Source organism: Amycolatopsis vancoresmycina (assembly GCF_000716785.1).
In the GTDB taxonomy this organism is placed as follows: Bacteria; Actinomycetota; Actinomycetes; order Mycobacteriales; family Pseudonocardiaceae; genus Amycolatopsis; species Amycolatopsis vancoresmycina.
Map to the genome: position 1 here is coordinate 26942 of NZ_JNYY01000030.1, position 26833 is coordinate 53774.

24 protein-coding genes are annotated in these 26833 nt (G+C 72.1%); 19 read left to right on the forward strand and 5 right to left on the reverse strand.

Annotation, left to right across the window (positions count from 1 at the left end; all coding sequences use genetic code 11):
• Window positions 1-61 precede the first annotated feature (61 nt).
• The 14 genes from OO60_RS41235 (at window position 62) to OO60_RS46830 (ending at window position 18489) form a co-directional block, all read left to right on the forward strand.
• A complete protein-coding gene (locus OO60_RS41235; protein ID WP_081655833.1) occupies window positions 62-967 on the forward strand; it encodes a helix-turn-helix domain-containing protein in 906 nt (301 codons plus the stop codon).
• A gap of 30 nt (window positions 968-997) precedes the next feature.
• Window positions 998-1993, forward strand: coding sequence for a DUF1702 family protein (locus OO60_RS41240; RefSeq protein WP_003081283.1), 996 nt, complete (start codon window positions 998-1000; stop codon window positions 1991-1993).
• 132 nt (window positions 1994-2125) lie between these two features.
• Window positions 2126-3088 carry a DUF1702 family protein gene (locus OO60_RS41245; protein WP_280513811.1) on the forward strand — a complete coding sequence of 321 codons (963 nt, stop codon included), beginning with the start codon at window positions 2126-2128 and terminating at the stop codon, window positions 3086-3088.
• The gene (locus OO60_RS41250) at window positions 3085-5058 is read left to right on the forward strand and encodes a CRTAC1 family protein (RefSeq protein ID WP_004561045.1); all 1974 of its coding nucleotides are present in this window, start codon (window positions 3085-3087) and stop codon (window positions 5056-5058) included. The genes OO60_RS41245 and OO60_RS41250 overlap by 4 nt, the downstream gene beginning before the upstream one ends.
• A gap of 4 nt (window positions 5059-5062) precedes the next feature.
• Window positions 5063-6058, forward strand: a complete 996-nt coding sequence (locus OO60_RS41255) for an enediyne biosynthesis protein (protein WP_033263412.1) — start codon at window positions 5063-5065, stop codon at window positions 6056-6058.
• Between the two features lie 37 nt (window positions 6059-6095).
• Window positions 6096-6653, forward strand: coding sequence for a DUF5987 family protein (locus OO60_RS41260; protein WP_004561043.1), 558 nt, complete (start codon window positions 6096-6098; stop codon window positions 6651-6653).
• On the forward strand, window positions 6650-8302 hold the full coding sequence (locus OO60_RS41265) for a GMC family oxidoreductase N-terminal domain-containing protein (RefSeq protein WP_004561042.1): 1653 nt from the start codon (window positions 6650-6652) through the stop codon (window positions 8300-8302). The genes OO60_RS41260 and OO60_RS41265 overlap by 4 nt, the downstream gene beginning before the upstream one ends.
• Before the next feature lie 238 nt (window positions 8303-8540).
• Window positions 8541-9335, forward strand: coding sequence for a TIGR03084 family metal-binding protein (locus tag OO60_RS41270; protein WP_004561041.1), 795 nt, complete (start codon window positions 8541-8543; stop codon window positions 9333-9335).
• A gap of 147 nt (window positions 9336-9482) precedes the next feature.
• The gene (locus OO60_RS41275; protein ID WP_081911317.1) at window positions 9483-15308 is read left to right on the forward strand and encodes a type I polyketide synthase; all 5826 of its coding nucleotides are present in this window, start codon (window positions 9483-9485) and stop codon (window positions 15306-15308) included.
• Between the two features lies 1 nt (window position 15309).
• On the forward strand, window positions 15310-15762 hold the full coding sequence (locus OO60_RS41280) for an acyl-CoA thioesterase (RefSeq protein ID WP_004561040.1): 453 nt from the start codon (window positions 15310-15312) through the stop codon (window positions 15760-15762).
• A 1-nt stretch (window position 15763) separates the two neighbouring features.
• Window positions 15764-16339: a flavin reductase family protein gene (locus tag OO60_RS41285; protein WP_004561039.1), complete on the forward strand. Its 576-nt coding sequence runs from the start codon at window positions 15764-15766 to the stop codon at window positions 16337-16339.
• Window positions 16340-16400: 61 nt separating this feature from the next.
• Entirely contained in the window at window positions 16401-16580 is a 180-nt protein-coding gene (locus tag OO60_RS41290) for a DUF6222 family protein (RefSeq protein ID WP_004561038.1), read from the forward strand.
• On the forward strand, window positions 16577-18289 hold the full coding sequence (locus OO60_RS41295) for an acyl-CoA carboxylase subunit beta (RefSeq protein WP_004561037.1): 1713 nt from the start codon (window positions 16577-16579) through the stop codon (window positions 18287-18289). Before OO60_RS41290 ends, OO60_RS41295 begins: the two co-directional genes overlap by 4 nt.
• Window positions 18289-18489, forward strand: a complete 201-nt coding sequence (locus OO60_RS46830) for an acyl-CoA carboxylase epsilon subunit (RefSeq protein ID WP_155849052.1) — start codon at window positions 18289-18291, stop codon at window positions 18487-18489. The genes OO60_RS41295 and OO60_RS46830 overlap by 1 nt, the downstream gene beginning before the upstream one ends.
• Window positions 18490-18712: 223 nt before the next feature.
• Here OO60_RS46830 and OO60_RS48300 read toward each other — a convergent pair whose 3' ends face one another.
• The 5 genes from OO60_RS48300 to OO60_RS41320 all read right to left on the reverse strand — a co-directional run bounded on the left by OO60_RS48300 (window position 18713) and on the right by OO60_RS41320 (window position 23182).
• Entirely contained in the window at window positions 18713-19732 is a 1020-nt protein-coding gene (locus OO60_RS48300; protein WP_004561036.1) for a carboxymuconolactone decarboxylase family protein, read from the reverse strand.
• A gap of 9 nt (window positions 19733-19741) precedes the next feature.
• Window positions 19742-20935 (reverse strand): class I SAM-dependent methyltransferase, encoded by a 1194-nt coding sequence (locus OO60_RS41305; protein WP_155849051.1) that lies wholly within the window; start codon window positions 20933-20935, stop codon window positions 19742-19744.
• Between the two features lie 32 nt (window positions 20936-20967).
• Window positions 20968-22347, reverse strand: coding sequence for a cytochrome P450 (locus OO60_RS41310; protein ID WP_004561034.1), 1380 nt, complete (start codon window positions 22345-22347; stop codon window positions 20968-20970).
• Window positions 22344-22787, reverse strand: a complete 444-nt coding sequence (locus OO60_RS41315; protein WP_004561033.1) for an SgcJ/EcaC family oxidoreductase — start codon at window positions 22785-22787, stop codon at window positions 22344-22346. The genes OO60_RS41310 and OO60_RS41315 overlap by 4 nt, the downstream gene beginning before the upstream one ends.
• 143 nt (window positions 22788-22930) lie before the next feature.
• Window positions 22931-23182, reverse strand: a complete 252-nt coding sequence (locus tag OO60_RS41320) for a hypothetical protein (RefSeq protein WP_051767967.1) — start codon at window positions 23180-23182, stop codon at window positions 22931-22933.
• Window positions 23183-23455: 273 nt separating this feature from the next.
• Between OO60_RS41320 and OO60_RS41325 the strand changes: the two genes are divergently transcribed.
• The 5 genes from OO60_RS41325 to OO60_RS41345 all read left to right on the forward strand — a co-directional run bounded on the left by OO60_RS41325 (window position 23456) and on the right by OO60_RS41345 (window position 26794).
• On the forward strand, window positions 23456-23791 hold the full coding sequence (locus tag OO60_RS41325; protein WP_063749458.1) for a DUF6235 family protein: 336 nt from the start codon (window positions 23456-23458) through the stop codon (window positions 23789-23791).
• Window positions 23792-24013: 222 nt separating this feature from the next.
• A complete protein-coding gene (locus tag OO60_RS41330) occupies window positions 24014-24499 on the forward strand; it encodes a DUF6423 family protein (RefSeq protein WP_033263413.1) in 486 nt (161 codons plus the stop codon).
• 16 nt (window positions 24500-24515) lie between these two features.
• Window positions 24516-25817 (forward strand): NAD(P)-binding protein, encoded by a 1302-nt coding sequence (locus OO60_RS41335; RefSeq protein ID WP_033263414.1) that lies wholly within the window; start codon window positions 24516-24518, stop codon window positions 25815-25817.
• Entirely contained in the window at window positions 25810-26256 is a 447-nt protein-coding gene (locus OO60_RS41340; protein WP_033263425.1) for a DUF6187 family protein, read from the forward strand. Before OO60_RS41335 ends, OO60_RS41340 begins: the two co-directional genes overlap by 8 nt.
• Entirely contained in the window at window positions 26228-26794 is a 567-nt protein-coding gene (locus tag OO60_RS41345) for a carboxymuconolactone decarboxylase family protein (protein ID WP_003086672.1), read from the forward strand. The genes OO60_RS41340 and OO60_RS41345 overlap by 29 nt, the downstream gene beginning before the upstream one ends.
• Window positions 26795-26833: the final 39 nt, after the last annotated feature.

Genomic DNA, 26833 nt, shown 5'->3' on the forward strand with positions numbered 1-26833 from the left:
CGGCGTCTTGCATGGCACGAGGAGAAGGAGAACCGCCACCAGGGGATTCGAGGTTGGACAGATGATGCTGCGATCGATTACGGCTGTCGGAGACGGCAGCGAGTTCGACGCTCCAGCACGCGAGCCGGCGCTCGAAAGAGTGGACAAGTCGGTCCGGCCCGCGGTGCTGCAGGCCATATCGTCGATCCGGGAGCGCTACTTCGAACCGATCACGCTCGCCGACCTGGCGTCCGAAGTGTTCGTCAGCCGGTTCCACTTCTCGCGGATGTTCGCCGACGCCACCGGGGTGACGCCCGGCCGGTTCCTCACCGCCGTGCGCCTGTTCGAGGCCAAGCGGCTGCTGCTGACGACCTCGCTCAACGTCTCCGACATCGTGTGCAGCGTCGGCTACAGCAGCGTCGGCACCTTCACCAGCCGGTTCTCGCGGGCGGTCGGGATGACGCCGACGCAGTACCGGGAACCGCAGGTCGCCGAGCTGCTCGTGGCGATCTCCCCGACGCTGCGGCGGCTGCCGCCGCTGCGGACCCTGCGCGCGGCCGGCCGCAACTGCGCGTCGCTGCAGTCGGGCACGGGCGAGCTGGCGATCCAGCTGGACCTGCCCAGCGGCTCGGCCCCCGCGGACACGCTCGTCGGGCTGTTCGCCGACCCGGTGCCCCAGTGCGGCCCGGTCGCCTTCACCGGCATGGCCAACGTGCACTCGGCCGAGCTGACCATCAACGGCGCGCCGGCGGGCCAGTGGACCGCGATCGCGGTCGCGCAGCACCAGCCGGGCGCCGCCGGGCCGCGGTTCTCGATCGCCTACTCGACCGTGCACGTGGCCCCGCACGGCCGGTCCGCCACCCGGATCGCGCTGCGCGCCCCGGCCCCGACCGACGCGCCGATCGCCATCACGCTCGCGTCGAAGCAGTCGCCGTTCACCCAGCGCATGCTCGCCGACGCCCGGCCGCACCTGCGTGCCGTCGCCTGAGCCCCCGCCGACCAAGGGACCAAGAAAACGATGTCCACCGTTATCGGAGTTCTGCGCAAGCGTTTTCTCGCGCCTTCGCTCGCGTCCGTCGGCTTCGCCGAACGCGGCTTCCCGGTCACCCACACCGACGCGACGGCCCGGCTGGAGGCGGTGCCGCAGGCAGTCATCTGCGGGTTCGAATGGGCCATCGAAGGGGCCTCGCTGTGGGAGGTCGAGCGCCGGCTCGCGCTGATCGAGCCGGAGCAGCGCGGGTTCGCCTACGAGGGCGCGACGATGGGCTACACCATCCTCGACGCGATGCCCGGCGGCGGCCGCGACCGCACCCGTGAACTGCTGGAGGGGCCGGCGCGCCCCTACATCTTCCTGACCTACATCGGGATCGGCTTCGCGATGGCGCGGCTGCCGCGGCCGCTGTGGAAGAACATCCTGCCCGAGCTGACCGGGGTGGCCTACCACCCGACGATGAGCTGGCTCGCCGTCGACGGCTACGGGTTCGACCGGGCCTACTTCGACACCGGAAAATGGGTCGGCGAGCAGGCCGAGCCGGAGCCCTACCCGTGGGCGGGCCGGCCGGAGTACTTCTCGCGCGCCTTCGACCAGGGGGTCGGCCGGGCGCTGTGGTTCATCCACGGCGGCAACCCGGCCGCGGCCGCCGCCGCGGCCGGGCGGTTCGCCGAACACCGCCGGGCGGACCTGTGGAGCGGCATCGGGCTCGCCTCGACGTTCGCCGGCGGGTCCGACCAGCGCGGGCTGGCGATCCTGCGCCGCGCGGCCGGTGAGTACCACGACGAGCTCGCCCTGGGCGTGACCTTCGCGGTCAAGGCGCGGACCTACGCCGAGTACGTGCCCGCGCACACCCACCTGGCGGCCGAGGTGCTCACCGGCCTGTCCGTGCAGGCCCTGCGGGAGATCTCCGACCGGACCGAGGCCGCCGGCGGCGACGACGGCGACCTCCCGATGTACGAGGTCTGGCGGGCGCGGATCCGGGCCGAATTCCGGCCCGACGCCGGCCGCCTGGCGAGCTGAACCCCAGGTCCGCGGCCCGGCGGCAAACGTGGAGTAGAGCTGCCGGTGCGGAATCTGTGACCGTGGATGTATTCGGCCAAGGATTTTTGCGACCCGTAAGGGGGAAGTGCGTTGGGCGACGGTTGGCGCGCGTTGAGGCGCCGCATCCTGACACCGGACGTCTCCGAGACGTCGCTGGACAAGCGTGGTTTCCACAAGAAGAGCCCGCAGGCTCAGGAATTGCTGGAAACGGTGGGGGAGAAGTTCCTGCTCGGCTACGCACACGCCGTGGAAGCGCGGACTCCCGCCCAGTGCGAGGAATGGCTGGGTCGCATTCCGGAACAGTTCCGCGGATTCGCTTACGAGGGCGCGGGAATGGGCTACGCGATGCTCGACGGCCTGCCGTTCGGCGGCCGCCGGCACATCGACGACTTCGTGGCCGGCCCCGGCGGCACGAACCAGCACTACATCATCCTGGTCGGCGTCGGCTGGGCGATGGCGCGGCTGCCGCGGTTCGCGTGGCCGAAGGCGGACCGGTTCGACCCGCTGCTGCGCTGGCTGGTGCTCGACGGCTACGGCTTCCACCAGGCGTACTTCAAGACCGAGAAGTACGTGCGGCAGCAGTACCAGGAGCCGGGTTTCCCGTGGCCGTCCAAGCAGTACAGCGAATACTCGCTGCGGGCGATGGACCAGGGCATCGGGCGCGCGCTGTGGTTCATCTGCGGCACCGACGTCGACCTGGTGACGAAGACGATCGCCGGGTTCGCCCCGTCCCGCCACGGTGACCTGTACGCCGGGGTCGGGCTGGCCTCGACGTACGCGTGCGGTGTCGACGAAGCCGAGCTGGTCGAGCTCGCCGAGCGCGCCGGCCGGCACCGCGGCCAGCTCGCCCAGGGCAGCGCCTTCGCGGCCGACGCCCGGGTGCGCGGCGGCGTGCTGCTCCCCCAGACCGAGGTCGCCACGCGGGCGATCTGCGGGCTGCCCGCCGAGCGCGCGGCGGCGATCACCCAGGAAGTGCGCCCGGCGGAGGTCGTCGACGGCGAGCTCCCGGCATTCGAGGCCTGGCGGCAGCGGATCGCCGGCGAAGTGCTGACCCATGGAGGAGTGAACCAATGACCGCGACCACACGCTGGCTGCGTCGGCAGCTCGCGGGCATCGTGGCGATCGCGCTGGTGCTGACGTTGTTCTTCGTCGCGCGCCTGCCGAGCGTCTCGGCCGCCGAGCAGGACCAGCTGGCAGGCAAGTTCCACTTCACCCCGATGACGATCGCGCTGCCGGCGGCGGCGAAGTCGCAGTACGTCCGGACGCTCAACAAGCAGTACGAGCACATTTCGGCCTGGATGTCCTCGACCGGTGCCGCCATCGCGATGAACGACCTCGACGGCGACGGCCTGGCCAACGACCTGTGCCTGGTCGACCCGCGCAGCGACCAGGTCGTCGTCACGCCGACGCCGGGCAAGGGGCAGGAGCGCTACGCCCCGTTCGCCCTCGACCCGGCGCCGCTGCCGACCTGGCAGTACATGGCCCCGATGGGCTGCATCCCCGGTGACTTCAACGAAGACGGCCGGATGGACGTCCTGGTCTACTACTGGGGCCGCACCCCGGTGGTGTTCCTGCAGAAGGCCGGCGCCACCAAGCTCGCTCCCTCGGCCTACGAGCCGGTCGAGCTGGTGCCGGGCAACAAGCGCGGCCCGGACGGCAAGTACAACGGCCCGCTGTGGAACAGCAACGCGGCCACCATCGGCGACTTCGACGGCGACGGGCACGTGGACGTCTTCATCGGGAACTACTTCCCGGACAGCAAGGTCCTCGACCCGACCGCCGACGGCGGCATCACGATGAACCAGTCGATGTCGCACGCGAAGAACGGCGGCGGGAAGTACATCTTCCGCTGGACCGGCGCCACCGCGGGCACCCACCCGACGGCGTCGTTCGTGGACGCCTCGACCGGCATCCCCGAGGCCGCGCGCAGCGGGTGGACGCTGGGCGCCAGCGCCACCGACATCGACGCCGACGGCCTGCCCGAGCTCTACATCGCCAACGACTTCGGGCACGACCACCTGCTCTACAACAAGTCGCGGCCGGGCAGCGTGGAGTTCGGCGAGGTCACCGGCGTCCGCGGGATCACCGAACCGAAGTCGAAGGTGCTCGGCAACGACTCGTTCAAGGGCATGGGCGTCGACTTCGGCGACTTCAACCACGACGGGCTCTACGACATCTTCGTCAGCAACATCACCACCTCGTGGGGTGTCGAGGAGTCGAACCTCCAGTTCGTCAACACCGCCAAGGACCTCACGGACCTGCGCAAGCAGCTGCAGAATGGCGTGGCCCCGTTCCACGACGAGAGCGGCGACACGCGCACGGCGTGGTCGGGCTGGGGCTGGGACCCCAAGATCGAGGACTTCAACAACAGCGGTGACGTCCAGATCGCCCAGGCGACCGGGTTCATCAAGGGCCAGGTCAACCGGTGGCCGCAGCTGCAGGAGCTCGCGGTGGCCAACGACGGCATGACGTCCAACCCGTTCTGGTGGCCGAACGCCCGGCCCGGCGACGACCTGGCCGGCGACCAGACGCTGCACTTCTTCGTGAAGCGTTCGGACGGCACCTACGTCGACCTCGCGCCGAAGCTCGGCCTGGCCGTCCCGGTGCCCACCCGCGGCATCGGCGTCGGCGACGCGGACGGGGACGGCCTGCCCGAGTTCGCCGTCGCGCGGCAGTGGGAACAGCCGATCTTCTACCACAACGACAGCCCGAAGACCGGCAAGTTCCTGCAGCTCAAGCTGAGCACCGATGCCCCCGTGGCGCCGGGCCCGCTGCCCTCGGCCGGCTCGCCGGCGATCGGCGCCGAGGTCACGGTGACCGCCGCGGACGGCAAGAAGTACGTCGGCCGCGTCGACGGCAGCAGCGGGCACTCCGGCCGCCGCAGCTTCGACGTCCAGATCGGGCTCGGCGAGAACGTCTCCGGCCCGCTGGCGGTGCACCTGCAGTGGCGGGACCGCACCGGAACGCTGCGCACGCAGGACCTGAAGCTCGCACCGGGCTGCCACATGTACCAGCTCGGTACCCAGGCCAAGGAAGAGATGTGACGTCATGGCGACGCCCATAACGACCAAAGTGGACACTGCACCGCCGAAGCGGACCAACAAGGTCATCACGGCCCTGCGCCGCTTCGCCATCTCGATCACGATCTTCAACATCCTCGGCTACACCGTGCTCGGCTTCGAGCAGCCGTGGCTGTACCCCTTCATCGCCGTGGGCACCGCGTACACCACGGAGATATTGCTGGAGATCATCAACGCCAAGGTCACCAAGCGGGAGGTCCGCTTCCGCGGCAACGGGTTCCGGGGCCTGGTCGAGTTCCTGTACCCCGCGCACATCAGCGGCCTGGCGCTGAACATGCTGACCTACGTCAACGACCACATCTGGGCGATGATCTTCGGCGTGGTCGTCGCGGTCGGCGCGAAGTGGGTGCTGCAGGCGCCGGTGTACGGCAGGCTGCGGCACTACATGAACCCGTCGAACTTCGGCATCACGATCATGCTGCTGGTGTTCCCGTGGGTGAACATGACGCCGCCGTACCACTTCTCGGAGAAGGTCGACACCTGGGTCGGCTGGCTGATCGTGGCGGTCATCCTGATCTCGGGCACGGTGCTGAACTCGCTGCTGACCGGCCGGATGTGGCTGATCTTCGGCTGGCTGTCGTTCTTCGTCGTCCAGGCGTTCCTGCGCGGCGCGCTCTTCGGCACCGCCATCCCCGGCGCGCTGGCGATGGGCACCGGGATCGCGTTCGTGCTCTACACGAACTACATGGTGACCGACCCGGGCACGTCGCCGTCGAAGCCGGTTTCGCAGTTCGCCTTCGGGGCCGGGATCGCGATGATGTACGGGTTCTTCACCGCCGCGCACATCGCCTACGGGCTGTTCTTCGCCACCGCTTCGGTGTGCCTGATCCGCGGGATGTACCTGTGGGGCCTGCACTTCTCGAACAAGGCGCGGATCAAGTTCGAGGCCGAGCAGGCCGCGCAGACGGCGAAGCTCGCCGCGGCGCCGCCCGCGCCGGCCGGCGAAAAGCCCTTGGCGGCGTGACCGAACTACCGATAACTGTCTGGTGAGGAGTAGGCCGGTGGCAAGCGAAGAAGAGGTCCAGGTGCTGACCCTGGAGGCGTACGCCGACACGATCGTGCCGGGGGAGAAGCGGTACCCGGAGGACCGCGCCGTGGCGGGGGCCGCACCGGGGCCCGGCGCGGTGGCGGCGGGTGCGCTCGAACTGCTCAACTACGACGCCACCGGCATCACCGCCGGCCTGCCCTACCTGGTGCAGTCGCTGAACGACCACGCGAAGTCGTACGCGGGCGAGGTCGAGCTGGAGCTCGACAGCGACCTCCCGGCGTTCGTCGCACTGCCGTACGGGCACCGGCGGGCCCTGGTGACCCGGCTGACCAAGCCGGGTCACCCGGAGAAGGAGGGGTGGGTGAGCCTGGCCCTGTTCTGCAACATGGCCTACGACACCGCCCCGCACCGGCACACCAAGGAAGCGCTCGAGAACGGGCACCCCGGGCTGCTCGCCCTGGGCTACCGGCTCCCGGACGCCGACGGGCTGTGGCGGTTCCCGAAGTTCTCCTACGGCCGCAAGCTGGCCGACCTCCATCCCGACACCACACCTTCGGGGAGCCCGGCATGAGCGCCATCGAGAAGACCGACGTCGTCATCGTCGGCAGCGGCTTCGGCGGTTCGATCCCGGCGTACCACCTGGCCGCGGGTGGCGCCAAGGTGGTCGTGCTCGAACGCGGGCCGTGGCTGGCCGCGGAGGACTTCGAGCACGACTACCTGCTGGGCTCGTCCTACACCCGGGTGTTCGACTTCGTCGCCGGCGAGGGCATGAGCGTGCTCGGTGGCAACTGCGTCGGCGGCGGCAGCGTGGTGTACTTCGCCGCGATGCCGCGGGCGCCGAAGTTCGTCTTCGACCGCCACGGCAGCATCGGCCGCCGGATGTGGCCCGCCGAGATCAGCCGGGACTCCCTCGAGCCGTGGTACGACCGGGTGGACGAGTCGATCCCGGTGTCCAAACAGGACTGGACGGACGTCTCGTACGCGGGCGGGCTGTGGGCGGCGGCCTGCAACCACTCGGGCCGCACGGCGAACCCGGCCCCGGTGGCGGTGGACAACGACCGCTGCACCAACTGCAACTTCCAGATGGCGGGCTGCCGGTTCGACGCCAAGCGGTCGATGCTCACCAACTACCTGCCGGCCGCGCTGGCGCACGGCGCGCAGATCCGGCCGCTGCACGAGGTCGAGCGGCTGGAGCGCACCGAGGACGGCGGCTACCGCGTCCACTTCGACCTGATCGACGAAGAGGACTACCGGATCCACACCGGTTCCGGCGTGATCGAGGCGAAGATCGTCATCATCGCCGCCGGGGCCGGTGCGACGCCGGTGATCCTGCAGCGTTCGGAAGCGGCGCTGGGCACCATGCCGCACGGCGTCGGCCGGTACTTCTCCGGCAACGGCGAGCGGCTGAACACCGCGATCATCGACGAGGACCGGGTGCGCGAGGTGCTCGGACTGTCCCGTGAGGACGGTGCCGTCTACGCGGCCAACCACATCGGCAAGGGCCCGACGGTGGCGAACTGGGACAAGCTCGACGGTTCGCTGCCGGAGTACGAGCGGTACTCGCTGGAGCAGCTGTACTTCCCGCCCGGGCTCGGCACCATCCTCGCCCAGGCCCCCGGCGGCGAAGAGCCGCGGTGGTTCGGCGCGGAGAAGAAGCAGATCCTCGAGAAGTGGTCCAACTGGCTCACGATCTTCCTGATGACCGAGGACGACAACGAGGGTGTCTTCGGCACCCCGCCGCCCACCGGCAACGCCTACCGCATCTCGCAGCAGATGCTCGGCCGCGGGCCGCTGCGCTACGAGCCGACGAAGAACACCCTGCGCGGCTGGGCGCTCGCGGACGCGGACTGCAAGGCCATCATCGAGAAGGACGGCCTGGCGAAGGTCGCGCCGTGGACCAACGACGTCGTCGGCGCGTACACCGTGCACCCGCTGGCGTCCTGCCGGATCGGGGACGACCCGGCGACCTCGGCCCTGCACCCCAGCCACGAGCTGCGCGACCACGCGGGCATCTTCGTCACCGACAGCGCGTCGGTGCCCGGGGCGCTGACGGTGAACCCGGCCATGACGATCGCCGCGCTGGCCGAGCGGGCCGTGCCCGGCATCGTCCGGGCGCTGCAGGAGCGCGGGGTCGACGTCAAGTACGGCGCCCCGGCCCCGGACGGATCCATCACCGGCCGCCGCGCGGTGTCCAAACTGGACCTGGTGGCCGGCAACTGAACCACTGGCCCTCCGGCCAGGCACGAGAAGACCCCGATCGTTGCGGCACGTGACGATCGGAAGGCAGATCGGACGCCGGGACCTCGCAGCCCCGGGACAACCGACCCCGAGTCCGGGTCAGGCCGTCGCTCCGGTGCACGATCCGCCGTTCCCGGCGGCCGCGGTGGTGGTACCCCCACCCCCGCGGCCGTCGCGGGCACCCCCCAGGACACATCCGAGGTTCGAGAGGACGGCACAGGTGACTGACACGACGGGCGTGATCGCCGACTTGACCGCCGAGGCCGCCGTGGTCGACGAGCTCGTGGCCGGCCTCACCGAGACGCAGTGGGAGACGCCGACCCCCGCGCCGGGCTGGCGCGTCCGGGAGCAGATCGCCCACCTGACGTTCATCCTCCGCATCGCCGGGCTGGCCGCGGCCCAGCCGGAGACCTTCGTCGCGCTGACGAAGTCGCTGACCGGCGGGCTCGACGTGGCCGTCAACGCGGCCTTGAAGGAGTTCGAGCACGACCCGGCCGAGGTGCTGCTGACGAAGTGGCGGGCCGACCGCGACCAGTCGATCAAGGCGCTCGCCGCGGTGCCGGGCGACCAGCTCGTGCCGTGGCTGGTGCGGCCGCTGCCGCCGTACGTGCTCGCCTGCGCCGGGATGATGGAGCTGTTCGGGCACGGCCAGGACATCGCCGACGCGCTCGGCGTGCGCCCGGAGCGCACCGACCGGCTGGCCCACCTCGTCGGCTTCGCCGTGCGCGTCCGCGACTTCGGCTACGAAGCGCACGGGCTCACGCCGCCGGAGACCGAGTTCCGGTTCGAGATCACCGGGCCGTCGGGCGCGGTCTGGGCGTTCGGGCCGGAGGACTCGCCGGAGCGGATCACCGGCAGCGCCGAGGACTTCTGCCTGCTGGTCACCCGGCGGCGGCACCGCGACGACCTCGGCCTGCGGGCCGAGGGTGCGCTGGCCGACGCGTGGCTCGACATCGCGCAGGCCTACCGCGGCCCGGCCGGCGAAGGACGGCGGCCGGGGCAGTTCGCCGACTGAGCAATTGTCCATTGTGGATAGTGAGTTGTCGCTGCGTGCGGACCGAACGGCCGCGGGCATGGAGAAAGAAGACGTGACCGGCAAGCGGAGCCATGCTGGGACCGGGACAGGTTACTGGGGAACAAGAGCCAGTGGGAGTGCGTTGGCATGAGCGGTGAGCGGATTTCGATCGTGGGTATCGGCCTCCGGTATCCGGACGCAAGTTCCCCGGAGGAGCTCTGGGAGAACGTGCTGGCCGGTCGCCGGGCCTTCCGACGGCTGCCCGACGAGCGGATGAACCGGGCGGACTACTACTCGCCCGACCCGAAGGCGCCGGACCGGTTCTACGCCCAGAACGCGGCGGTGCTGCGCGACTACGAGTTCGACCGGGTCGCCCACAAGGTCGCGGGCAGCACCTTCCGCGCCACCGACACGACGCACTGGCTGGCCCTCGAGGTCGCCCAGCAGGCGCTCGCCGACGCCGGGTACCCCGAAGGCGACGGCGCGCCGAAGACGGCCACCGGCGTGGTCATCGGCAACAGCCTCACCGGCGAGTTCTCCCGCGCCAACGTCCTGCGGCTGCGCTGGCCCTACGTCCGGCGCACGGTCGCCGCGGCGCTGGCCGAGCGCGGCTGGGCCGACGACGAGACCGCGGACTTCCTGCGCGAGCTGGAGGTCCAGTACAAGGAGCCGTTCCCGGAGATCAACGAGGACACCCTCGCCGGCGGCCTCGCGAACACCATCGCCGGCCGGGTCTGCAACTACTTCGACTTCGCCGGTGGCGGCTACACCGTGGACGGCGCCTGCTCGTCCTCGCTGCTGTCGGTGGTCAGCGCCGCGAACGCGCTGGCCCAGGGCGACCTCGATGTCGCCATCGCCGGTGGTGTCGACCTTTCGATCGACCCGTTCGAGGTGATCGGCTTCGCCAAGACCGGGGCGCTCGCCAAGCGCGAGATGAAGGTCTACGACGCCGACTCGAACGGCTTCTGGCCGGGCGAAGGCTCGGGCATGCTCGTCCTGATGCGCGAAGCCGACGCGATCGAGCAGGGCAAGCGGATCTACGCCACCGTCGCCGGCTGGGGCATCTCCTCCGACGGCAAGGGCGGCATCACGCGGCCCGAAGCCGCCGGCCACCAGCTCGCCCTGAAGCGCGCCTACACCCGCGCGGGCTACGGCGTCGAGACCGTGTCCTACTTCGAGGGCCACGGCACCGGCACCGCGCTCGGCGACGCCACCGAGATCGAGGCGCTGTCGAACGCGCGCCGGGAAGCCGACCCGCTGGCCAAGCCGGCCGCGCTGTCCACGATCAAGGGCAACATCGGGCACACCAAGGCCGCGGCCGGCGTCGCCGGCCTGATCAAGGCCACGCTGTCGGTGTACCACCAGGTCATCCCGCCCGCCACCGGGCACTTCGTCCCGCACGAGTCGCTGACCGGCGGCTCCGCCCGGATGTACGTGCCGCGCGAGGCCACGCTGTGGCCGTCGGACCAGCCGGTGCGCGCCGGTGTCTCCGCGATGGGCTTCGGCGGGATCAACTCGCACGTCACGGTGGCCGAGGCGCCGAACGCGGCCCGCCGCGCCGACCTCGACGAGCGCTCCCGCAGCCTGGTCGCCGGCCGTCAGGACGCCGAGCTGCTGCTGTTCGACGCCGACGACGTCGCCACCCTGCGCGGCCGGATCGCCGCGCTGCTGGAGCTGGTGCCCAAGCTGTCCTTCGCCGAGCTGACCGACCTGGCCGGCTCGCTGGCCGGGGAGCTGTCGGGCAAGGCGGTCCGGGCCGCGGTCGTCGCCGCGAACCCGGAGCAGGCCGAGCGGAAGCTGACCCGGCTGCTCGAACTGCTCGAGGAGGGTCCGTCGGTCTTCGACGCCGCGGACGGCATCTTCGCGAGCTCGCGCCCGTCCGCGCCGAAGATCGGGTTCCTGTTCCCCGGCCAGGGTTCGGGCCGCGGCGGGGACAGCGCGCTGCGCCGCCGGTTCGCCGTGGCCGCCGAGATCCACGACGCCGCCGGGCTGCCGGCCACCGGCGACCAGGTCGCCACCGAGGTGGCGCAGCCGCGGATCGTCACCGGCTCGCTGGCCGGGCTGCGCGTGCTGCGCGGGTTCGGCATCGAAGCCGACGCGGCCGCCGGGCACAGCCTCGGCGAACTGACCGCCCTGCACTGGGCCGGCGCGGTCGGCGAGCGGGACGTGCTGAAGCTCGCGAAGATCCGCGGCAAGGTGATGGCGACCGAGGTCGGCCCGGGCACCGGCGCGATGGCCAGCATCGCCGCCTCGCCCGGCCGCACCGAAGAGCTCGGCCTGGGTTCGGACGTCGTCATCGCCGGCTACAACGCGCCGCAGCAGACGGTGATCTCGGGCCCGGCCGCGTCGGTCGACCGGGTGGTCGACCGGGCGAAGGCCCAGGGCGTCGGCGCCGGCCGGATCAAGGTGTCGCACGCCTTCCACTCCCCGGAGGTCGAGCCCGCCGCGACCGCGATGATCGAGCGGCTCGGCGAATTCGCCTTCGCGCGGCTCGAACGCCCGGTCGTCTCCACCGTGACCGGCGACGTCCTGCACGCCGCGGAGAACCTGCCGGAGCTGCTGCGCGACCAGATCGTGCAGCCGGTCCGGTTCCGCGAGGCGGCGGCGAAGGTCGCCGAGCGCAGCGACCTGGTGATCGAGGTCGGCCCCGGCCGCGTCCTCACCGGGCTGTTCGAGGAGATCGCGCCGGGCACGCCGGTGCTCGCGCTGGACACGGACAACGCCTCCCTCTCCGGGGTGCTGCGGGTGCTGGGCGCGGCGTTCGCGCTGGGCGCGCCGATCACCGCGGAGCAGCTGTTCGCCGGCCGCGTGGTCCGGGAACTGCCGGCCGACGGCGTGTTCAAGTTCCTGGCCAGCCCCTGCGAGGCCGCGCCGGCGATCGACGCCGACCTCGCCGCCGAGCTGGCCGCGGAGCGGGCCCAGGCCACCGAGACCGAGGCCGACGCGACCGCCGACAGCGGCAGCACGCTCGACCTGCTCCGCAAGCTCGCCGCCGAGCGCGTCGAGCTGCCGCTGGAGTCCGTCACGGCCGACACCCACCCGCTCGACGACCTGCACCTGTCGTCGATCACCGTGGGCCAGCTGGTCAACGACGTCACCCGCGCGCTGGGCCGGCCGGCGCTGGAGGGCATGCCGAACTTCGCCACGGTCTGCCTCGGCGAGCTCGCCGAGATGATCGACGAGCTGGCGCAGACGGCGAAGCCCGACGACAACGCGGGCAAGGGCGAGGCGCCCGGGATCGGGCCGTGGGTCCGCCCGTTCGCGGTCGAGTACCTGCCCGCGGCGCGCCCGGCCGCGGACCTCACCACCGGCGCCGGTTCGGCGGAGTGGCAGGTCTTCGCCACGCCGCGGAACCCGCTCGCCGAGCCGCTGCGGACGGCGCTGGCCCACAGCGGCGTCGGTGACGGCGTCCTGCTGTGCCTGCCCGCCGACTGCGACTCCAGCCACGTCGGGCTGTTCCTCGACGCGGCCCGGACGCTGCTGGCCGCGCCCAACGGCACGCGGTTCGTCGTCGTGCACCACGGGTACGGCGCTTCCGGCCTGGCGAAGACGCTGCGGCTGGAGGACCCGTCGGCGAAGACCACGATCGTCGACCTGGCCGACCCGACCCCGGCGGCGCCCGAGTCGATCGAGGCGGCGGTGACCGCGGTGGTCGCCGAGGTCGCCGCGACCTCGGACTTCACCGAAGCCCGCTACGACAGCGAGGGCGGCCGCACGGTGCCGCGCCTGGTGGGGCTGCCGGCCGCGCCGGCCGGGCCGGTCCCGGAGACCCTCGACCGCACCGACGTCCTCCTGGTCACCGGCGGCGGCAAGGGCATCACCGCGGAAAGCGCGCTGGCGCTGTCCAAGGACTCCGGGGCGAAGCTCGCCCTCCTCGGCCGCAGCGACCCGGAGCAGGACAGCGAACTGGCCGAGAACCTCGACCGGATGGAAGCGGCCGGCGTCCGCTACCGCTACGAGCGGGCCGACGTCACCAACGCCGCGCAGGTCGCCGAGGCGGTCGCCCGGATGGAGGCCGACCTCGGCCCGGTCACCGCGGTGATGCACGGCGCCGGCCGCAACGAGCCGGCCGCGTTGTTCAGCCTGACCGAGGACACCTTCCGCAAGACGCTCGCGCCGAAGATCGGCGGCCTGAACGCCGTGCTCGACGCGGTCGACAAGAACCGGATCAAGCTGCTGGTCACCTTCGGCAGCATCATCGGCCGGGCCGGTCTCCGCGGCGAGGCGCACTACTCGACCGCGAACGACTGGCTGACCGAGGCGACCCTGCGCTTCGGCCGCGAGTACCCGCAGGCGCGGGCGATCGCGCTGGAGTGGTCGGTCTGGTCCGGGGCCGGCATGGGCGAGAAGCTCGGCGTGGTCACCGCCCTGCAGCGCGACGGCATCACGCCGATCCCGCTCGACGACGGCATCGCCATCCTGCGCCGCCTGCTGTCGGACCCGGCCACCCCGCCGGTGCTGGTGATCTGCGGCCGGATGAACGGCCTGCCCACGCTGCCGATCCAGCGGCGCGAGCTGCCGCTGACCCGGTTCATCGACCGGGCGGTCGTGCACTACCCCGGTGTCGAGCTGATCACCGAGGCCGAGCTCTCCGCGGGCAGCGACCCGTACCTGGCCGACCACCTGCTCGACGGCCAGCTGCTCTTCCCGGCCGTGCTGGGCATGGAGGCGATGACCCAGGCCGCGACGGCGACGCTGGGCCGCGGCGGGACGCCGGTGCTCGAGAACGTCGAGTTCCTCCGGCCGATCATCGTCTCGCCCGGCCGCTCGACGACGATCCGGCTGGCCACGCTGGCCAGGGACGCCGACACCGTCGACGTCGTGCTCCGCAGCGACGAGACCGGCTTCAGCGCCGACCACTTCCGCGCCCGGCTGAGCTTCGCCCGCCCGGCGGAGCTCGGGGAAGCCGTGCGCCGGGACGTCCCGCTGCCGCCGGTCCCGGTGGAGCCGATCAGCGAGCTCTACGGCTCGGTCCTGTTCCAGGGCAAGCGGTTCCAGCGCGTGGTCGGCTACCGGCGGGCCAGTGCCCGGCACGCCGTCGCCGAGATCGCGACCACGGCGAACGTCAACTGGTTCGCGCCGTTCCTGCCGCAGGAGCAGCTGCTCGCCGACCCGGGCACCCGGGACGCGATGATGCACGCGATCCAGTGCTGCATCCCCGACGCGACCCTGCTGCCGCAGAGCATCGAGAAGCTGTACCTGGCCGAGCCGGGGGCCCAGCACGACGAGTACGTCCTGCTCGACGCCCGCGAACGGTTCCAGGACGACGACAGCTACGTCTACGACCTCGACGTCCGCAACCCGGACGGCACCCTGGTCGAACGCTGGGAAGGGCTGATGCTGCGCGCGGTCCGCAAGCGCGACGGCGCGGGCCCGTGGGTCCCGTCGATGCTCGGGTCCTATGTGGAGCGTGCGTGCGAGCGCCTGCTCGGCGGGACGCGCTCGGTGGTCGTCGAGCCGGACCCGGTGGGCAGCCCGGCCGAAGGGATCGCCGAGCGGCGGGCCCAGACGGCGCTGGCCGCGAGCCGGAGCCTCGACCGGCAGCTCGAGATCCGCTACCGCCCCGACGGCAAGCCGGAGACCGACGGCGTCGAGGTGAGCGCGTCCCACACGGCGCAGCTGACCCTGGCCGTCACCGGCAGCGGGCAGCTCACGTGCGACATCGAGAGCGCGATCGAGCGGACCGACGAGGACTGGGCCGGGCTGCTGGGCGAAGAGCTCGTCGCCGTCGGCCGGCTGCTGGCCGCCGACACCGGTGAGCCGCTCGCGGTGGCCAACACCCGGGTGTGGAGCGCGCTGGAATGCGTCCGCAAGACCGGCCTGATGACCCAGGCACTCACCGTCCGCCGGGTCGAGCCGGACGGGTGGGCACTGCTCGCCTGCGGCGAGGCCCTGATCGCGACCTGGTCGACCACGGTCAACGACCGGCCCGACCCCGTGGTCTTCGCCGTGCTCCAGGCAGAGGGGAACTGAGATGACCGACTACTACGAGCTCCGCCACACGGTCGGCTTCGAAGAGACCAACATGGTGGGCAACGTCTACTACGTCAACTACGTGCGGTGGCAGGGGCGCTGCCGTGAGATGTTCCTCCTGGAGAAGGCTCCGGCGGTGCTGGAGGACATCCGCGGCGACCTCAAGCTCTACACGCTCCGCGTGGAGTGCGAGTACTTCGCCGAGATCACCGGGTTCGACGAGCTGTCCATCCGGATGCGCCTGGAAGAGCTGACCCAGACGCAGCTGCAGTTCACGTTCGACTACGTGCACCTGCACCCGGACGGCGAGCGGCTGGTGGCGCGCGGTCGGCAGCGGATCGCGTGCATGCGCGGGCCGAACAACGCGACCGCGCCGGCCCGGGTGCCCGAAGCGCTGCTGGAGGCGCTGAAGCCGTACACGGTGGCTTCGGTGCTCAACGGCAAGGGAGCGTGAAGTGGCCCAAGCAGGAGGGAACTCCGTCGAACGGCGGCCGCTCCAGCGGCTGCCGAAGCCGCCGGGACGGCGCGAGCTTTCGCCGCAACCGGCGCTGCGGCAGGTGATGTCCCGCTTCGCCACGGGCGTCACGGTCCTCACCGTCGGCGGCGAGGGCGCCCACGCCATGACGGCGAACGCGTTCACGTCGGTGTCGCTGGACCCGCCGCTCGTGCTCTGCTGCGTGTCGAAGGCGGCCCGGATGCACGCGTCGATCGTCGCCGCCGGCTCGTTCGCGGTGAACATCCTCGCGTCGGACCAGCAGGGCCTGTCGAAGTACTTCGCCGACTGGCGGCGGCCGGACGGGATGGCCCAGTTCGAGAGCGTGGCCTGCACCCTCGGCGCGCAGACCGGCGCACCGCTGCTCACCGGTGCGCTGGCCTGGCTGGAGTGCGAGGTGGCGCAGGTCGTCCAGGGCGGTGACCACTCGATCTTCCTCGGCCGCGTGGTCGCGGCCAACTCGGGAACGGGCGAGCACGCGCTCGTCTTCTACGGCGGCGGCTACCACAACGTCGACGCCCGCGCCCGCGCGGCGTGAAGCCGTACCAGGATGCCGGTCCCGGACGAGCCGGGACCGCGGTGATGGAGGAGGTTCACCCGTGACCGCCAGTGAGTCAGGGCGCCCGGAGTCCGGCGCCGCACCGGTGCGGCTCGTTCCCGAAGCGCCGGCCGAGGTGATCACCCACCCGATGCCGCGGCTCGGCCGGGGCATCGTGTGGTCGGACATCGTCGCCGAGATCGAGCGTGACCGGGAAGAGCGGATGAGGGATGCCGCGTGAGCGGTCCCTCCGACAGCGGCGCCCAGCGCGCGGACGAGACGGACGTGGTGCCCGTCCCGGCCGAACTCCGCGCCGGGCGCCGCCGGCTCGGCCGCGGCGCGGAAACCGGCGACGCCCAGGTGATCGCGCTCGCCACGGCCGACTCCGTGCCCGCGCCGCGCCCCGGCATGCCGTTGCTGCGGCAGCGGCGGCGGGAGCTGCGCGGGCACATCGTCGACGGGAAGCTCGACGCGGTGCGGCGCCAGCACTCGCTGGGCAAGCTCACTGCCCGTGAACGGCTCGCGCTGCTGCTGGACGAGGACTCGTTCCTGGAGCTCGAGCCGTACCGCCGTCACCAGGCCACCGGGCCGGGGCTGGCCGCGAACCGGCCGCACACCGACGGTGTCGTCACCGGCTCGGGCACGATCGACGGCCGCCGCGTGTTCGTCTACGCCCAGGACTTCACCCTCTTCGGCGGGTCGCTGGGGGAGGCGCACGCGGCGAAGATCCAGAAGGTGCTCGACCTCGCCGTGGCGAACGGCGCCCCGGTGATCGCCCTGAACGACAGCGGGGGCGCGCGGATCCAGGAAGGCGTGCTCGCGCTGAACGGCTACGGCGGGATCTTCCGCCGCCAGGTCGAGGCGTCCGGGGTGATCCCGCAGATCAGCGTGATCCTCGGGCCGTGCGCCGGCGGTGCCGCCTACTCGCCGGCGCTGGCCGACTTCACCTTCATGGTGCGCGACACCGCGCGGATGTACCTGACCGGACCCGACGTCGTCGAGGCCGTGACCGGCCGGCGCGTCAGCCACGAGGAACTCGGCGGGGCCGACGTGCACGGGTCGCATTCCGGCGTCGCCACCGTCGTGCACGACGACGAGCACGAGTGCCTCGCCGACGTGCGCCACCTGGTTTCCCTGCTCCCGTCGAACTACCTGGAGCAGCCGCCGGTGACCGCCCCGACCGGGGCCGTGGAGGACTACCGGCCGAAACTGGCGGAGATCGTCCCGTCGGAACCGAACCAGCCGTACGACATGCGGGACGTGTTCGCGGAGATCGCCGACGACGAAGAGTTCTTCGAGCTGCACGCGGGCTGGGCCCGCAACGTGCTGTGCGCGCTCGCGCGCGTCGACGGCCGGGTGGTCGGGCTCGTCGGCAACCAGCCGGTGGTGTTCGCCGGGGTGCTCGACGGGCCGGCGTCGCAGAAGGCCGCCCGGTTCGTGCGGTTCTGCGACGCCTTCGGGATCCCGCTGGTCAGCCTGGTCGACGTCCCAGGCTTCCTGCCCGGCGTCGAGCAGGAGCGCGGCGGGATCATCCGGCAGGGCGCGCAGCTGCTGCACGCCTACTGCGAGGCGACCGTGCCGCGGATCCAGGTGATCGTGCGCAAGGCGTACGGCGGCGCGTACATCGTGATGGACTCGCGGTCCATCGGGTGCGACCTGTCACTGGCCTGGCCGACGAACGAGATCGCGGTGATGGGGGCGGAGGGCGCGGTGAACGTGCTGCACCGCCGCGACCTCGCGGCCGCGGCGGACCCGGCGGCGTTGCGCGCCCGGCTCGTCGCGGAGTACACGGAGGAGTACCTCAACCCGCAGTACGCCGCCGAGCGCGGCCTGGTCGACGACATCATCGACCCGGCCGAAACCCGCGCGGCGATCGCCCGCGGGCTGGCGATGCTACGGGAGAAGCGGAAGCCCGGGCCGGCCCGAAAACACGGCAACCTGCCGATCTGATGGAGTTTGCGGTGACTGAGGAGCTGGTCCTGGTCGTACGCGGTGGTGCGGATGACGTGAGCCTGGCGGCACTGGTGACGGTGCTCGCCGGGCTTGCGGCTGCTTCTGCGGTGGCTTCGGTGCCGGAGCGTTCGGCTTGGGCTGGGGAGTCCTGGGGGCACACCCCCGGCGCCTGGCGCCGCTCAGCCCTCCCACGCTGAACCCGGACGGACGACACGCGTACCCGCGCGGACGACACGCGTACCCAGCCGGACGACACGAGGAGCCACCGGGGTTCCGCCGTGTCGTCCGGCCAAGTACGCGTGTCGTCCGGTGAGGTACGCGTGTCGTCCCGTCCGGGTGCGCTTGTCGTGGGGCTGGGAAGGCGAACTCGCGTGCCCGGGACGACGCTGTCCTTTTTGGGCACGCGAGTTCGCTGGTCATTCAGGCGGGGTCCAGGCGGCCCGCCAGCCAGGTGCTTGCTCGGCGGGCTGCTGCCATGCTTGCCCACGCCGCCAGCTCCACCAGGGTGGCGTCCGCCGGGGCCGTTGCTCGGAATGCCTCCACCAGGCCCTCGTCGACCTGGTAGGACGCCAGGGCGATGGCCAGCGCCAGGCGGGCGGCCGGGCGGTCTGCCTCCGTGAGGCCCGCGACCTCTTGCTCCAGCCAGGCGCGGCTCAGGCCCGGCGGCTGTCCGTCCCAGGTGGACAGTCGCTCGTGCAGGAGCGTGCGGACCGCCTCCGGTACCGAGCGGGCGCCCGCTGCCTCCGTTGCCGCGTACGCGCGGGCGAACGCGTCGGCCACGACGTCGTTCGAGCGCGCCCACGCCAGGTCCTCCGGGTGGGGTGCCGCCGCCAGCAGCTGCAGCGAGTCGCCCGCCTGGGGGCCCGGTCCCGATGGCGGCCGCAGGACGCCGCCGAGTACTCGGCGTGCCTGTGGCTTGGCCGACTCCGGGACGTGGGACGGGAACGGTGACTCGCGGAGGAACACGTTCACCATGCGGTTGTAGTACTGGAACGTCACCGCCACGCCGACCAGCTCGGGCGCCTGCTCCGGGGGGAACGGCGGCGCGTCCGCCGCCCCCGCCGCGGACGCGCGCGCCCAGTCCTCGAGGCGGGCCGTTTCCGGGCCGGCCGGCATTGCCGCCAGCGTCATTCCGTGCACGTCCACGCAGTACGGGCAGCTGTTCGCCGTCGACACCCCGGTGGCCACCGCCTCTTTTGCGGCCCGGCCCGCGAGGCCCTGTGCCAGCAGGGTTTCCCGCAGGACCGACCACGCGGCGGCCAGTGTCTCCGGGGCCGCCGAGTGCAGTGCGACCGGTGGGGCGAGCATGCTGAAGTCCCGCTCCACCTGGCGGTACACCTCGGCGACCAGGCCGGTGGCCCGGCGCCGGGGGACGACCCCGACGTACCGGGTGTCCCGCAGGGACCGGCGCACCGCGAACCGGACGAGACCCGCGACCATCGCGCGCCCCTACCGCGCCGCGCGGGCGATCACGGCGCCCACGACGAAGTCGGGGTACTCCTCGGCGATGGCGTCCACGTCCGGGAGGACCGTCACGTCGCCGAGCCCGGCCGCCTCGAACGTCGCGCGCCAGGCCGCCGGGGTCAGGAAGCCGTGCGTCGGCCGCTTCACCGGGTCGGTCATGACGTCGGTGAAGCTGTCCAGGAAGTCGAAGATGATCTCGGCGTGGATCGGCCGGGCGAGCTTCGTGGGCCGCACGCACTCGGACACCACGACCGCCCCGCCCGGCTTCAGCGCCTTCGCCGCCTCGGCGACGACGAAGTCGAGGTCGGGTGCCACGTGGAAGCAGTTGACCGCGTACACCGCGTCGAACGTGCCGGGCTCGACGCCCTGACCCTCCCACGGCAGCGTCATGTCGATGCGGGCGGACTCGACCGTCGTCGTCGGTGACGCGGCCGCGGCCGCCGCCTTCTCGCCGTGCCGGGCGAACGTCTCGGCGACCTCGGTGAACCGGTAGCGCTTGACGTCGGCCCCGAGCGTGCGCAGGACCTGCTCGGCGCCGCTGCCGCAGCCGCCGCCGATCTCCAGGATCTCGATCCCGCCCGCGGGCACCAGGCGGGACAGCGCTTCCGCGCCCACCTTGTTGTTGATCGAGTAGAGCAGGTTGTCGTTCGAGAAGTACTTGAGCCACAACGGAAGCTGCTGCGGCGCGAAGAGGATCTCGTCGCCCGTCGCCTCGCCGGCGAAGAACTTCTTCGCCTCGTCGACCAGGGTCTGCAGGATTTCCGCGGCGACGGCGGCACCCGGCTCACGCGCGGCGAGCTCGGCCGCGACGTCGTCCCACACCGGGACGGCCGCCGGGCCGGGGACGAACCGGCCGCCCTCGCGGGTCAGGATGCCCGAGTCCGACAGCTTCTCGTAGAGGAAGTGCAGCGGGATCGTCCGGCGCCAGGGGATCGACAGCTCCTGCTTGGCCTGCTGGACCGAAATCCCGTCGGCGGACGGCAGGGCGCCGATCGAGGCCAGGATCCGGTACGCCGTCGCGTCGACCAGGCGGCCGAAGGTCTCGTTGGCCGCCAGGAACCGGTACGGGAAGTGCTCGCGGACGCGTTCGTCGGCGATGGCGGCACGCAGCTTCGCGAAGTCCGCGGCCTTCGGGTGCTCTTCGGGACGGCCGTAGGGGTGCTCCGCCTGGTCACTCATGTACTTCACTCACTTTCGCGACGTCGGAGGGGTCAGGCCGCGGAACGGCCGGCTTCCGGGGACGAGCGGACGGTCAGCGGGAGCCCGCCGCCGAGGCGCAGCGACATCATCGGCTCCGGCACGGGCGCCCGGCCGGGCACGGAGTCGAAGTGCAGCTCGCGGAACAGCGTCGAGATGATGAAGGTGGCCTCCATCAGCCCCAGGTGGTTGCCGACGCAGAACCGGGGCCCGGCGCCGAACGGGATGTGGGCGTAGCGCGGGCGGTCCACCGGCTTGTCCGGGTCGAACCGGTCGGGGTCGAACCGCTCCGGCTCCGGCCAGTACCGCGGGTGCCGGTGCAGGGTGTACGGGCAGATCAGCACCTCGGCGCCGGCCGGCACGTGGTAGCCGCCGACCTCGTCGTCGGCCAGCGCCCGGCGCGGCAGGATCCACACCGGCGGGTTCAGCCGCATGGCCTCCTGCAGCACCAGGTGCGTGTAGCGCAGCCGGGTCAGGTCCGCGTACTCCGGGCGGCGGTCGCCGTAGACCGCCACCGCCTCCGCGTGCAGCCGCTCCCGGACCTCCGGGTGCCTGCTGACGTGGTCCAGCGTCCAGCCGACGGTGCTGGCGGTCGTCTCGTGCCCGGCCAGCAGCAGCGTCACGAGCTCGTCGCGCATGCGGCGGTCGGCGACGCGGCGGTCGCTCTCCTTGGCGGTGGACGCGATCAGCCGGGTCAGCACGTCGTCGCCGGCGGCCGACGGCTGCGTCTTCCGCCGTTCGACGAGGACCCCGACGACCTCCTGGAGGTGGTCGCGCGCCGACCGGAACGCCCGCTGCCCCTTCAGCGGCAGCCACCGCGGCACCATGCCCAGGGTTTCCATCTCGAACATGGCCTGGTCCTGGACGGCCTCGAAGGAGTGCTCGACGCCGTCGAACTCGCCGAGGTCGATGTCCAGCAGGGTGCTGCCGAGCACGCCGAGGGTGAGCGCGGTGACCTCGGTCAGCACGTCCACCGGCCGGCCGGTGTCCCGGTGGGCCGAGAGCCGTTCGACGAGGCCGAGCGCCTCGTCGATGATCACGTCGGCCTGCGCGGCGATCCGCTTGTGCTGGAACACCGGCTGGATGGTGCGCCGCTGCTCCTTCCACAGCGCGCCCTCGGACGTCAGCAGCCCGTCGCCCAGCGCGCGCTTGGCCTCGGTGTAGCCGATGCCCTTGTGGTAGTTGGCCGCGTTGTCGGCGAGCACGTGCTTGGCGTGGTCGGGGTGGTTGAAGATGTAGAGCGTCTTCGGGCCGATCGCCACCCGGACCGCGTCCCCGTACTCCCGGACCGCCTCGCTCATCAGGCCCAGCCGGTCCGCGCGCAGCTTGCGCAGGATCCCCGGGGCCGCCCGGCGCGGGGGACCCGGGGGGACGCGGCGGATGGCGCCGGTCATGCCGCGGCGGAGTTCGTGCCGGGGACGGGCAGGCCGTGCTTCGCCGGGGTGTTCTGGTACGCGGCGAGCTTCCACTGGCCGTCGGTGCGCACGGCGAACCAGGAGGCGCGGATGGCCTGGACGTCGGACACCTCGGTCTCACCGGCCGCCACGACACCGCCGGAGGACAGCAGCAGGGCGACGTCGGCGCTGAGGAACCGCAGGCCGATCGGCTTGCCGACGACCTGGGTGCCGGCGTACTGGTTGTCGAAGGCGTCCTTGAAGAAGGCCTGGATGTCCGGCCGGCCCTGCTTGAAGATGCCGGGCAGGATCAGCGTGCCGTCGTCGGTGAACAGGTCCGCGATCGAGGCGGCGTCCTGGTGGACCCAGGCGGCGAGGAGCCGCTGGGTGAGCACTGCGACGGCCGCCTGGTCGGCGGGCGACACCTGGGTCGTGGTCATGGTGCTTCCTTTCGGCGCGAGCGAGACGAAATCGCGGGCGGCGGAAGGGAACTGGCCCCGATTGCGGGCACTCGTCTCCCCAGCCGGCTCCTCCACGGTCGCACCGGCGCTGCGCCGCCCACGTCTCCCGCAGTGCGGAGCGGTCAGGCCGCCGATCCGTGGATCCGGGCCTCGGGCAGCCGGGACGTGGCCAGGCGCTCGCGGGCCGGGGCGTGCGTGCTGTGCCCGGAATGCACCGCTACGTACCGGATCTCGCCGTCGATGAGCACCTCGAGCTCGGTCCGGCGGCCCGGCTCGAACGGACCGCCGCACGCCGCGCAGGTGCGCTGGCGCGCGGCCGCGCCGGCCGGGGGCTGCGAGGCCCGGAGGCGGGGCGGGGTGGGCTGGTCGGTCATGGGGCACCTCCTGTGCGGACACCGGTGTCGCCACCGGGCGGTGTGCGGAACTCCCGGGCTCCGAGTGCACACCGCACGACTTCGGCCGGACGTCTTGTGCACTGCGCAATCCCCGCGGTATGGCGGCGCGGCAGGGCACGGTCGGAGATGACCACCCCGGCGCGGCCCGGCCAGACTGGACGCTGTGTGGGCCGGAGTGTCACCGAGCCCGGCGCGGACCAGGCCCGCGACCCGTCCCGGGTTCCCGACGGACGTTGATGGGGAGGCCGGCTGATGGCGATGCGCCTCCAGCTCACCGATGGGTTCGAGTTGCTGGAAGAGTGGGCCGGATCGGCGTCGCAGGCCGAGCGGAATGTCATGTACGACGCATTGTTCGCGGTCGGCGACGGATCCGCATTTCTGATTTACGACATTTTTGGCGATCCGCGGGACCGGAGCAATTTCATTGTCGCGGTGAAACCCGATCTGGTGCTGAAAGTGATGTTGCGGCGCGAGGATTCGTCGTTCGCCATCCGCTACCTCGGCGCGCCGGACGACGACCCCGGCGACCCGGCGGCCGGGAACACCACGCCGGCCCGCGAGGAGCCGAGCAGCCCGGAAGGTGCCTAGGCCGAACGGGTTAGATCAGGCGTCCGGGACGGTCGTGCCGCTCACGCCTCGTCGATCATGCGTTCCGCACCTTGACAGCCTCTCAAGCCGTGTGAAAGCCTTTTTGCGTTTGCTGGTCAGCCCACTTTACTGGGGTCTCTAATTACAGGAGGCTGCACCATGTCATCACCCGAATTGCCGGGACTGGACGTCTCCGGCCGCGTGCGGGCCCGTGATATTCAGATGACCGGTGTGGCCGACCTCGGCCGCCGGGTACTGATGATCACCGGCGCGATCGACACCACCGACCACGACGTCGCCGTCAACGTCACCCTGCCCGAGCCGGGGCGCTGGCAGGTCATCAAGGCCGAAACGAACCTCACCGACCGGACCTGGGTGGCCATGCAGGCGGTGCTGGACGAGGACTCGACGTTCGTCGACGACCCCGGCACCGCGGTGATGTCCCCGCAGTTCGCCAAGAGCTTCATGACACCGGACCAGCGGCGGCTCACCTTCTACGACGGCGAGGTCCGCCCGGGCGAATCGGTGCTGAAGATGTATTCGATGGAGACCAGCGGCCGCAAGCCGGGGTACTTCTACTCGCGCTACAGCCCGATCGCCACCGACAGCGCCGAGCAGTCGCAGGCGACGCTGGAACAGCTGGTCAGCGACGGGATGCAGCAGCGCCCGGTGATCGAGCTGATCGTGCCGATCTCCGTCGTCGACTGAACCCGGCAGCGGCCACGTGATCAGGTTCGTGCCGGAGCCGCACCTGCTCGACTCGCCCCGCGGACGTGACTGGCCGCGCCTGCCCGCCGCCCCGGGCCCCGGCGGTTCCCCGGCGAACGCGGCCGACGTCGTCATCGTCGGGGCCGGCCCGGCGGGGCTGGCGGTCGCCTCCGCGCTGTGGCACCACGGCGTCCGCGACGTCGTGGTGCTCGACCGGACCGGCCGTCCGTGCGGGCGGTTCTTCGGCCGGATCGACCGGCTCGGCCAGCGGGTGCTGCGCTCGCCGTACGAGCACCACCCCGGCGTCGAGGGGTTCCGCGACTGCGAGCTGCTGGACTTCGCCCGGCTGCACTGGTCGCGGCTGACCCGCACCGAGCGGCGGGAGATCCGGATGGCGCAGGCCGGGCACCGCTCGGTCGTGCCGGTCGACGTCTTCGACGCCTACTGCGACCACCTGGTGACGAGCCACCACGTGGCCGGGAAGACGTGGCAGGCGTCCGTGCGCGAGGTGCTGCCGACGTCCGAAGCGGTGACCGTGCGGGCGAACCGGTTCACCGTCACCGCGCAGCACGCCGTGCTCTGCCTTGGCGAGGAGCGCCGCCCGGCGCCCGACGCCTGGTGGGGCGGCGGCCGCCCGCCGGCCGGAGTGTCCTATTGGGACGATCCGGTGCCCGCGGGCGCGCAGCGCCAGATCGTGGTCGGCGCCGGGCTCACCGCGGCGCACCTGATCACCGGCGCGCTCGAGGCCGGCCGCCAGGTGCACTGGGTGGTCCGGGAGACCGCCGAGCGCTACCAGTGCGCCGACGTCAACTCGTCCTTCTTCCGCCCCGAGGGCCGGGCGCGCTTCGACGGCGTCGACCGGGCCGGCCGGCTGGAACTGATGCGGCAGCACCGGCGGGCGTCGGTGATGTTCGAGTTCCGGCCGCTGCTGCAGCGGGCCGAGGCCGACGGGCGGCTGGTCGTCCACCGCGGCGAGGCGGTGAAGGAGATCGGCGAGGGCGTGGTCTGCCGGCTGGAGAGCGGACGCCTGGTCGAGGCGGACACCGCCGTGCTGGCGCTGGGCACCACGCCGTCGAGCGGCGCCGGGCTGCTGCCGCCGGACCTCGTGAACGAGCGCGACGGCTGGCCGGACCTGGACGAGCGGACGCTGCGCTACACCCACGCCCCCCGGGTTTCGGTGGTCGGCGCGGCCGCCGGGCTGATGCTCGGCCCGGCCGCGCGCAACATCGACGGCCACCGCGTGGCGACCGCGCGGGTGGCCGCGTCGATCGCGCACAGCCTGCGCCACGAGCGCGTCCCGGTGGTGACCGGTGCCTGACACGCGGTTCGCCCTGCCCGCGATCGACGACCCCGGCTCGACCGAGGTGGGCGTCATCCTGCTCGGCCTCGACGCCCCGCGCCTGCTGGCCGGGATCGGCTTCGCCCGGCTCGCCGACGACCCGGCTCTGGTGACGCAGGCGGTCGACCAGGCCCGGCACGGCGTCGCCGGGTTCGGGTTCCCCGGCCTGGTCGCGGCCGGGTGCGCGCGCTGGCGGGCCGTCCGGGACGCCATCGGCAGCACGCCCGGCACCTCGTCCCCCGCCGCGCTGCGGGGCGCGTGGGTCGAAGCCGCCGCGCGGGTCGCCGCCGCCGTGCCCGAGGCCGGCCCGGCCTCGATCGCCTACCTGACCGCCTGTTCGCTGCGCCGCGGGGAAGTCGACCGCCTGGCCGACGGAGACGGAGAACCCGATGTCCCACCTGAAGTCCCTGCCGGCTGAAACCCGGCTGCTGCACGTGTTCGAGGCCTACCCCGGCCCGGCCCGGCCGCTGCTGGACCTGCACGAGCAGGTGATGCGCGCCGAATCCCCGTTCACCCCCGGCGAGCGCGAGCTGATCGCGGCGTACGTGTCGGGGGTGAATAGCTGCGGCTACTGCCACGGGATCCACACGATCACCGCGGAGGCGTTCGGCGTCCCCGAAGGGCTGCTCGCCGCCGCGGTGCGCGACCTCGGCACCGCTCCGGTGGACGAGAAGCTGCGGCCGGTGCTGGCCTACGTCGGCAAGCTGACCCGGACGCCGTCCCGGATCACCGACGCCGATGCCGAAGCCGTGTTCGCCGCGGGCTGGGACGACCGCGCCCTGCACGACGCGATCCAGGTGTGCGCCCTGTTCAACTTCATGAACCGCGTGGTCGAGGGCATCGGCCTGCGCGCCGACGACGCCTACGCGACGACGTCCGGCCTGCGGCTGCACGAGATCGGCTACGCGGGCCTGGCGAAGCTCCTTCCTGCGGAGAGTTCAACCGCGCACCCGTGAAGACGCAGGCATCCCCCGCCCGGCCGGATGCTCGATCCA

Excerpts from the sequence above, each read along its gene's own strand:
- OO60_RS41265 (WP_004561042.1), top strand. The coding sequence starts at position 6,650 with ATGAGCGCCATCGAGAAGACCGACGTCGTCATCGTCGGCAGCGGCTTC.
- OO60_RS41315 (WP_004561033.1), bottom strand. The coding sequence starts at position 22,787 with ATGACCACGACCCAGGTGTCGCCCGCCGACCAGGCGGCCGTCGCAGTG.
- OO60_RS41240 (WP_003081283.1), top strand. The coding sequence starts at position 998 with ATGTCCACCGTTATCGGAGTTCTGCGCAAGCGTTTTCTCGCGCCTTCG.
- OO60_RS41255 (WP_033263412.1), top strand. The coding sequence starts at position 5,063 with ATGGCGACGCCCATAACGACCAAAGTGGACACTGCACCGCCGAAGCGG.
- OO60_RS46830 (WP_155849052.1), top strand. The coding sequence starts at position 18,289 with ATGGAGTTTGCGGTGACTGAGGAGCTGGTCCTGGTCGTACGCGGTGGT.
- OO60_RS41345 (WP_003086672.1), top strand. The coding sequence starts at position 26,228 with ATGTCCCACCTGAAGTCCCTGCCGGCTGAAACCCGGCTGCTGCACGTG.
- OO60_RS41320 (WP_051767967.1), bottom strand. The coding sequence starts at position 23,182 with ATGACCGACCAGCCCACCCCGCCCCGCCTCCGGGCCTCGCAGCCCCCG.
- OO60_RS41310 (WP_004561034.1), bottom strand. The coding sequence starts at position 22,347 with ATGACCGGCGCCATCCGCCGCGTCCCCCCGGGTCCCCCGCGCCGGGCG.
- OO60_RS41325 (WP_063749458.1), top strand. The coding sequence starts at position 23,456 with ATGGCGATGCGCCTCCAGCTCACCGATGGGTTCGAGTTGCTGGAAGAG.
- OO60_RS41275 (WP_081911317.1), top strand. The coding sequence starts at position 9,483 with ATGAGCGGTGAGCGGATTTCGATCGTGGGTATCGGCCTCCGGTATCCG.
- OO60_RS41250 (WP_004561045.1), top strand. The coding sequence starts at position 3,085 with ATGACCGCGACCACACGCTGGCTGCGTCGGCAGCTCGCGGGCATCGTG.
- OO60_RS41330 (WP_033263413.1), top strand. The coding sequence starts at position 24,014 with ATGACCGGTGTGGCCGACCTCGGCCGCCGGGTACTGATGATCACCGGC.
- OO60_RS41305 (WP_155849051.1), bottom strand. The coding sequence starts at position 20,935 with ATGAGTGACCAGGCGGAGCACCCCTACGGCCGTCCCGAAGAGCACCCG.
- OO60_RS41235 (WP_081655833.1), top strand. The coding sequence starts at position 62 with ATGATGCTGCGATCGATTACGGCTGTCGGAGACGGCAGCGAGTTCGAC.
- OO60_RS48300 (WP_004561036.1), bottom strand. The coding sequence starts at position 19,732 with ATGGTCGCGGGTCTCGTCCGGTTCGCGGTGCGCCGGTCCCTGCGGGAC.
- OO60_RS41280 (WP_004561040.1), top strand. The coding sequence starts at position 15,310 with ATGACCGACTACTACGAGCTCCGCCACACGGTCGGCTTCGAAGAGACC.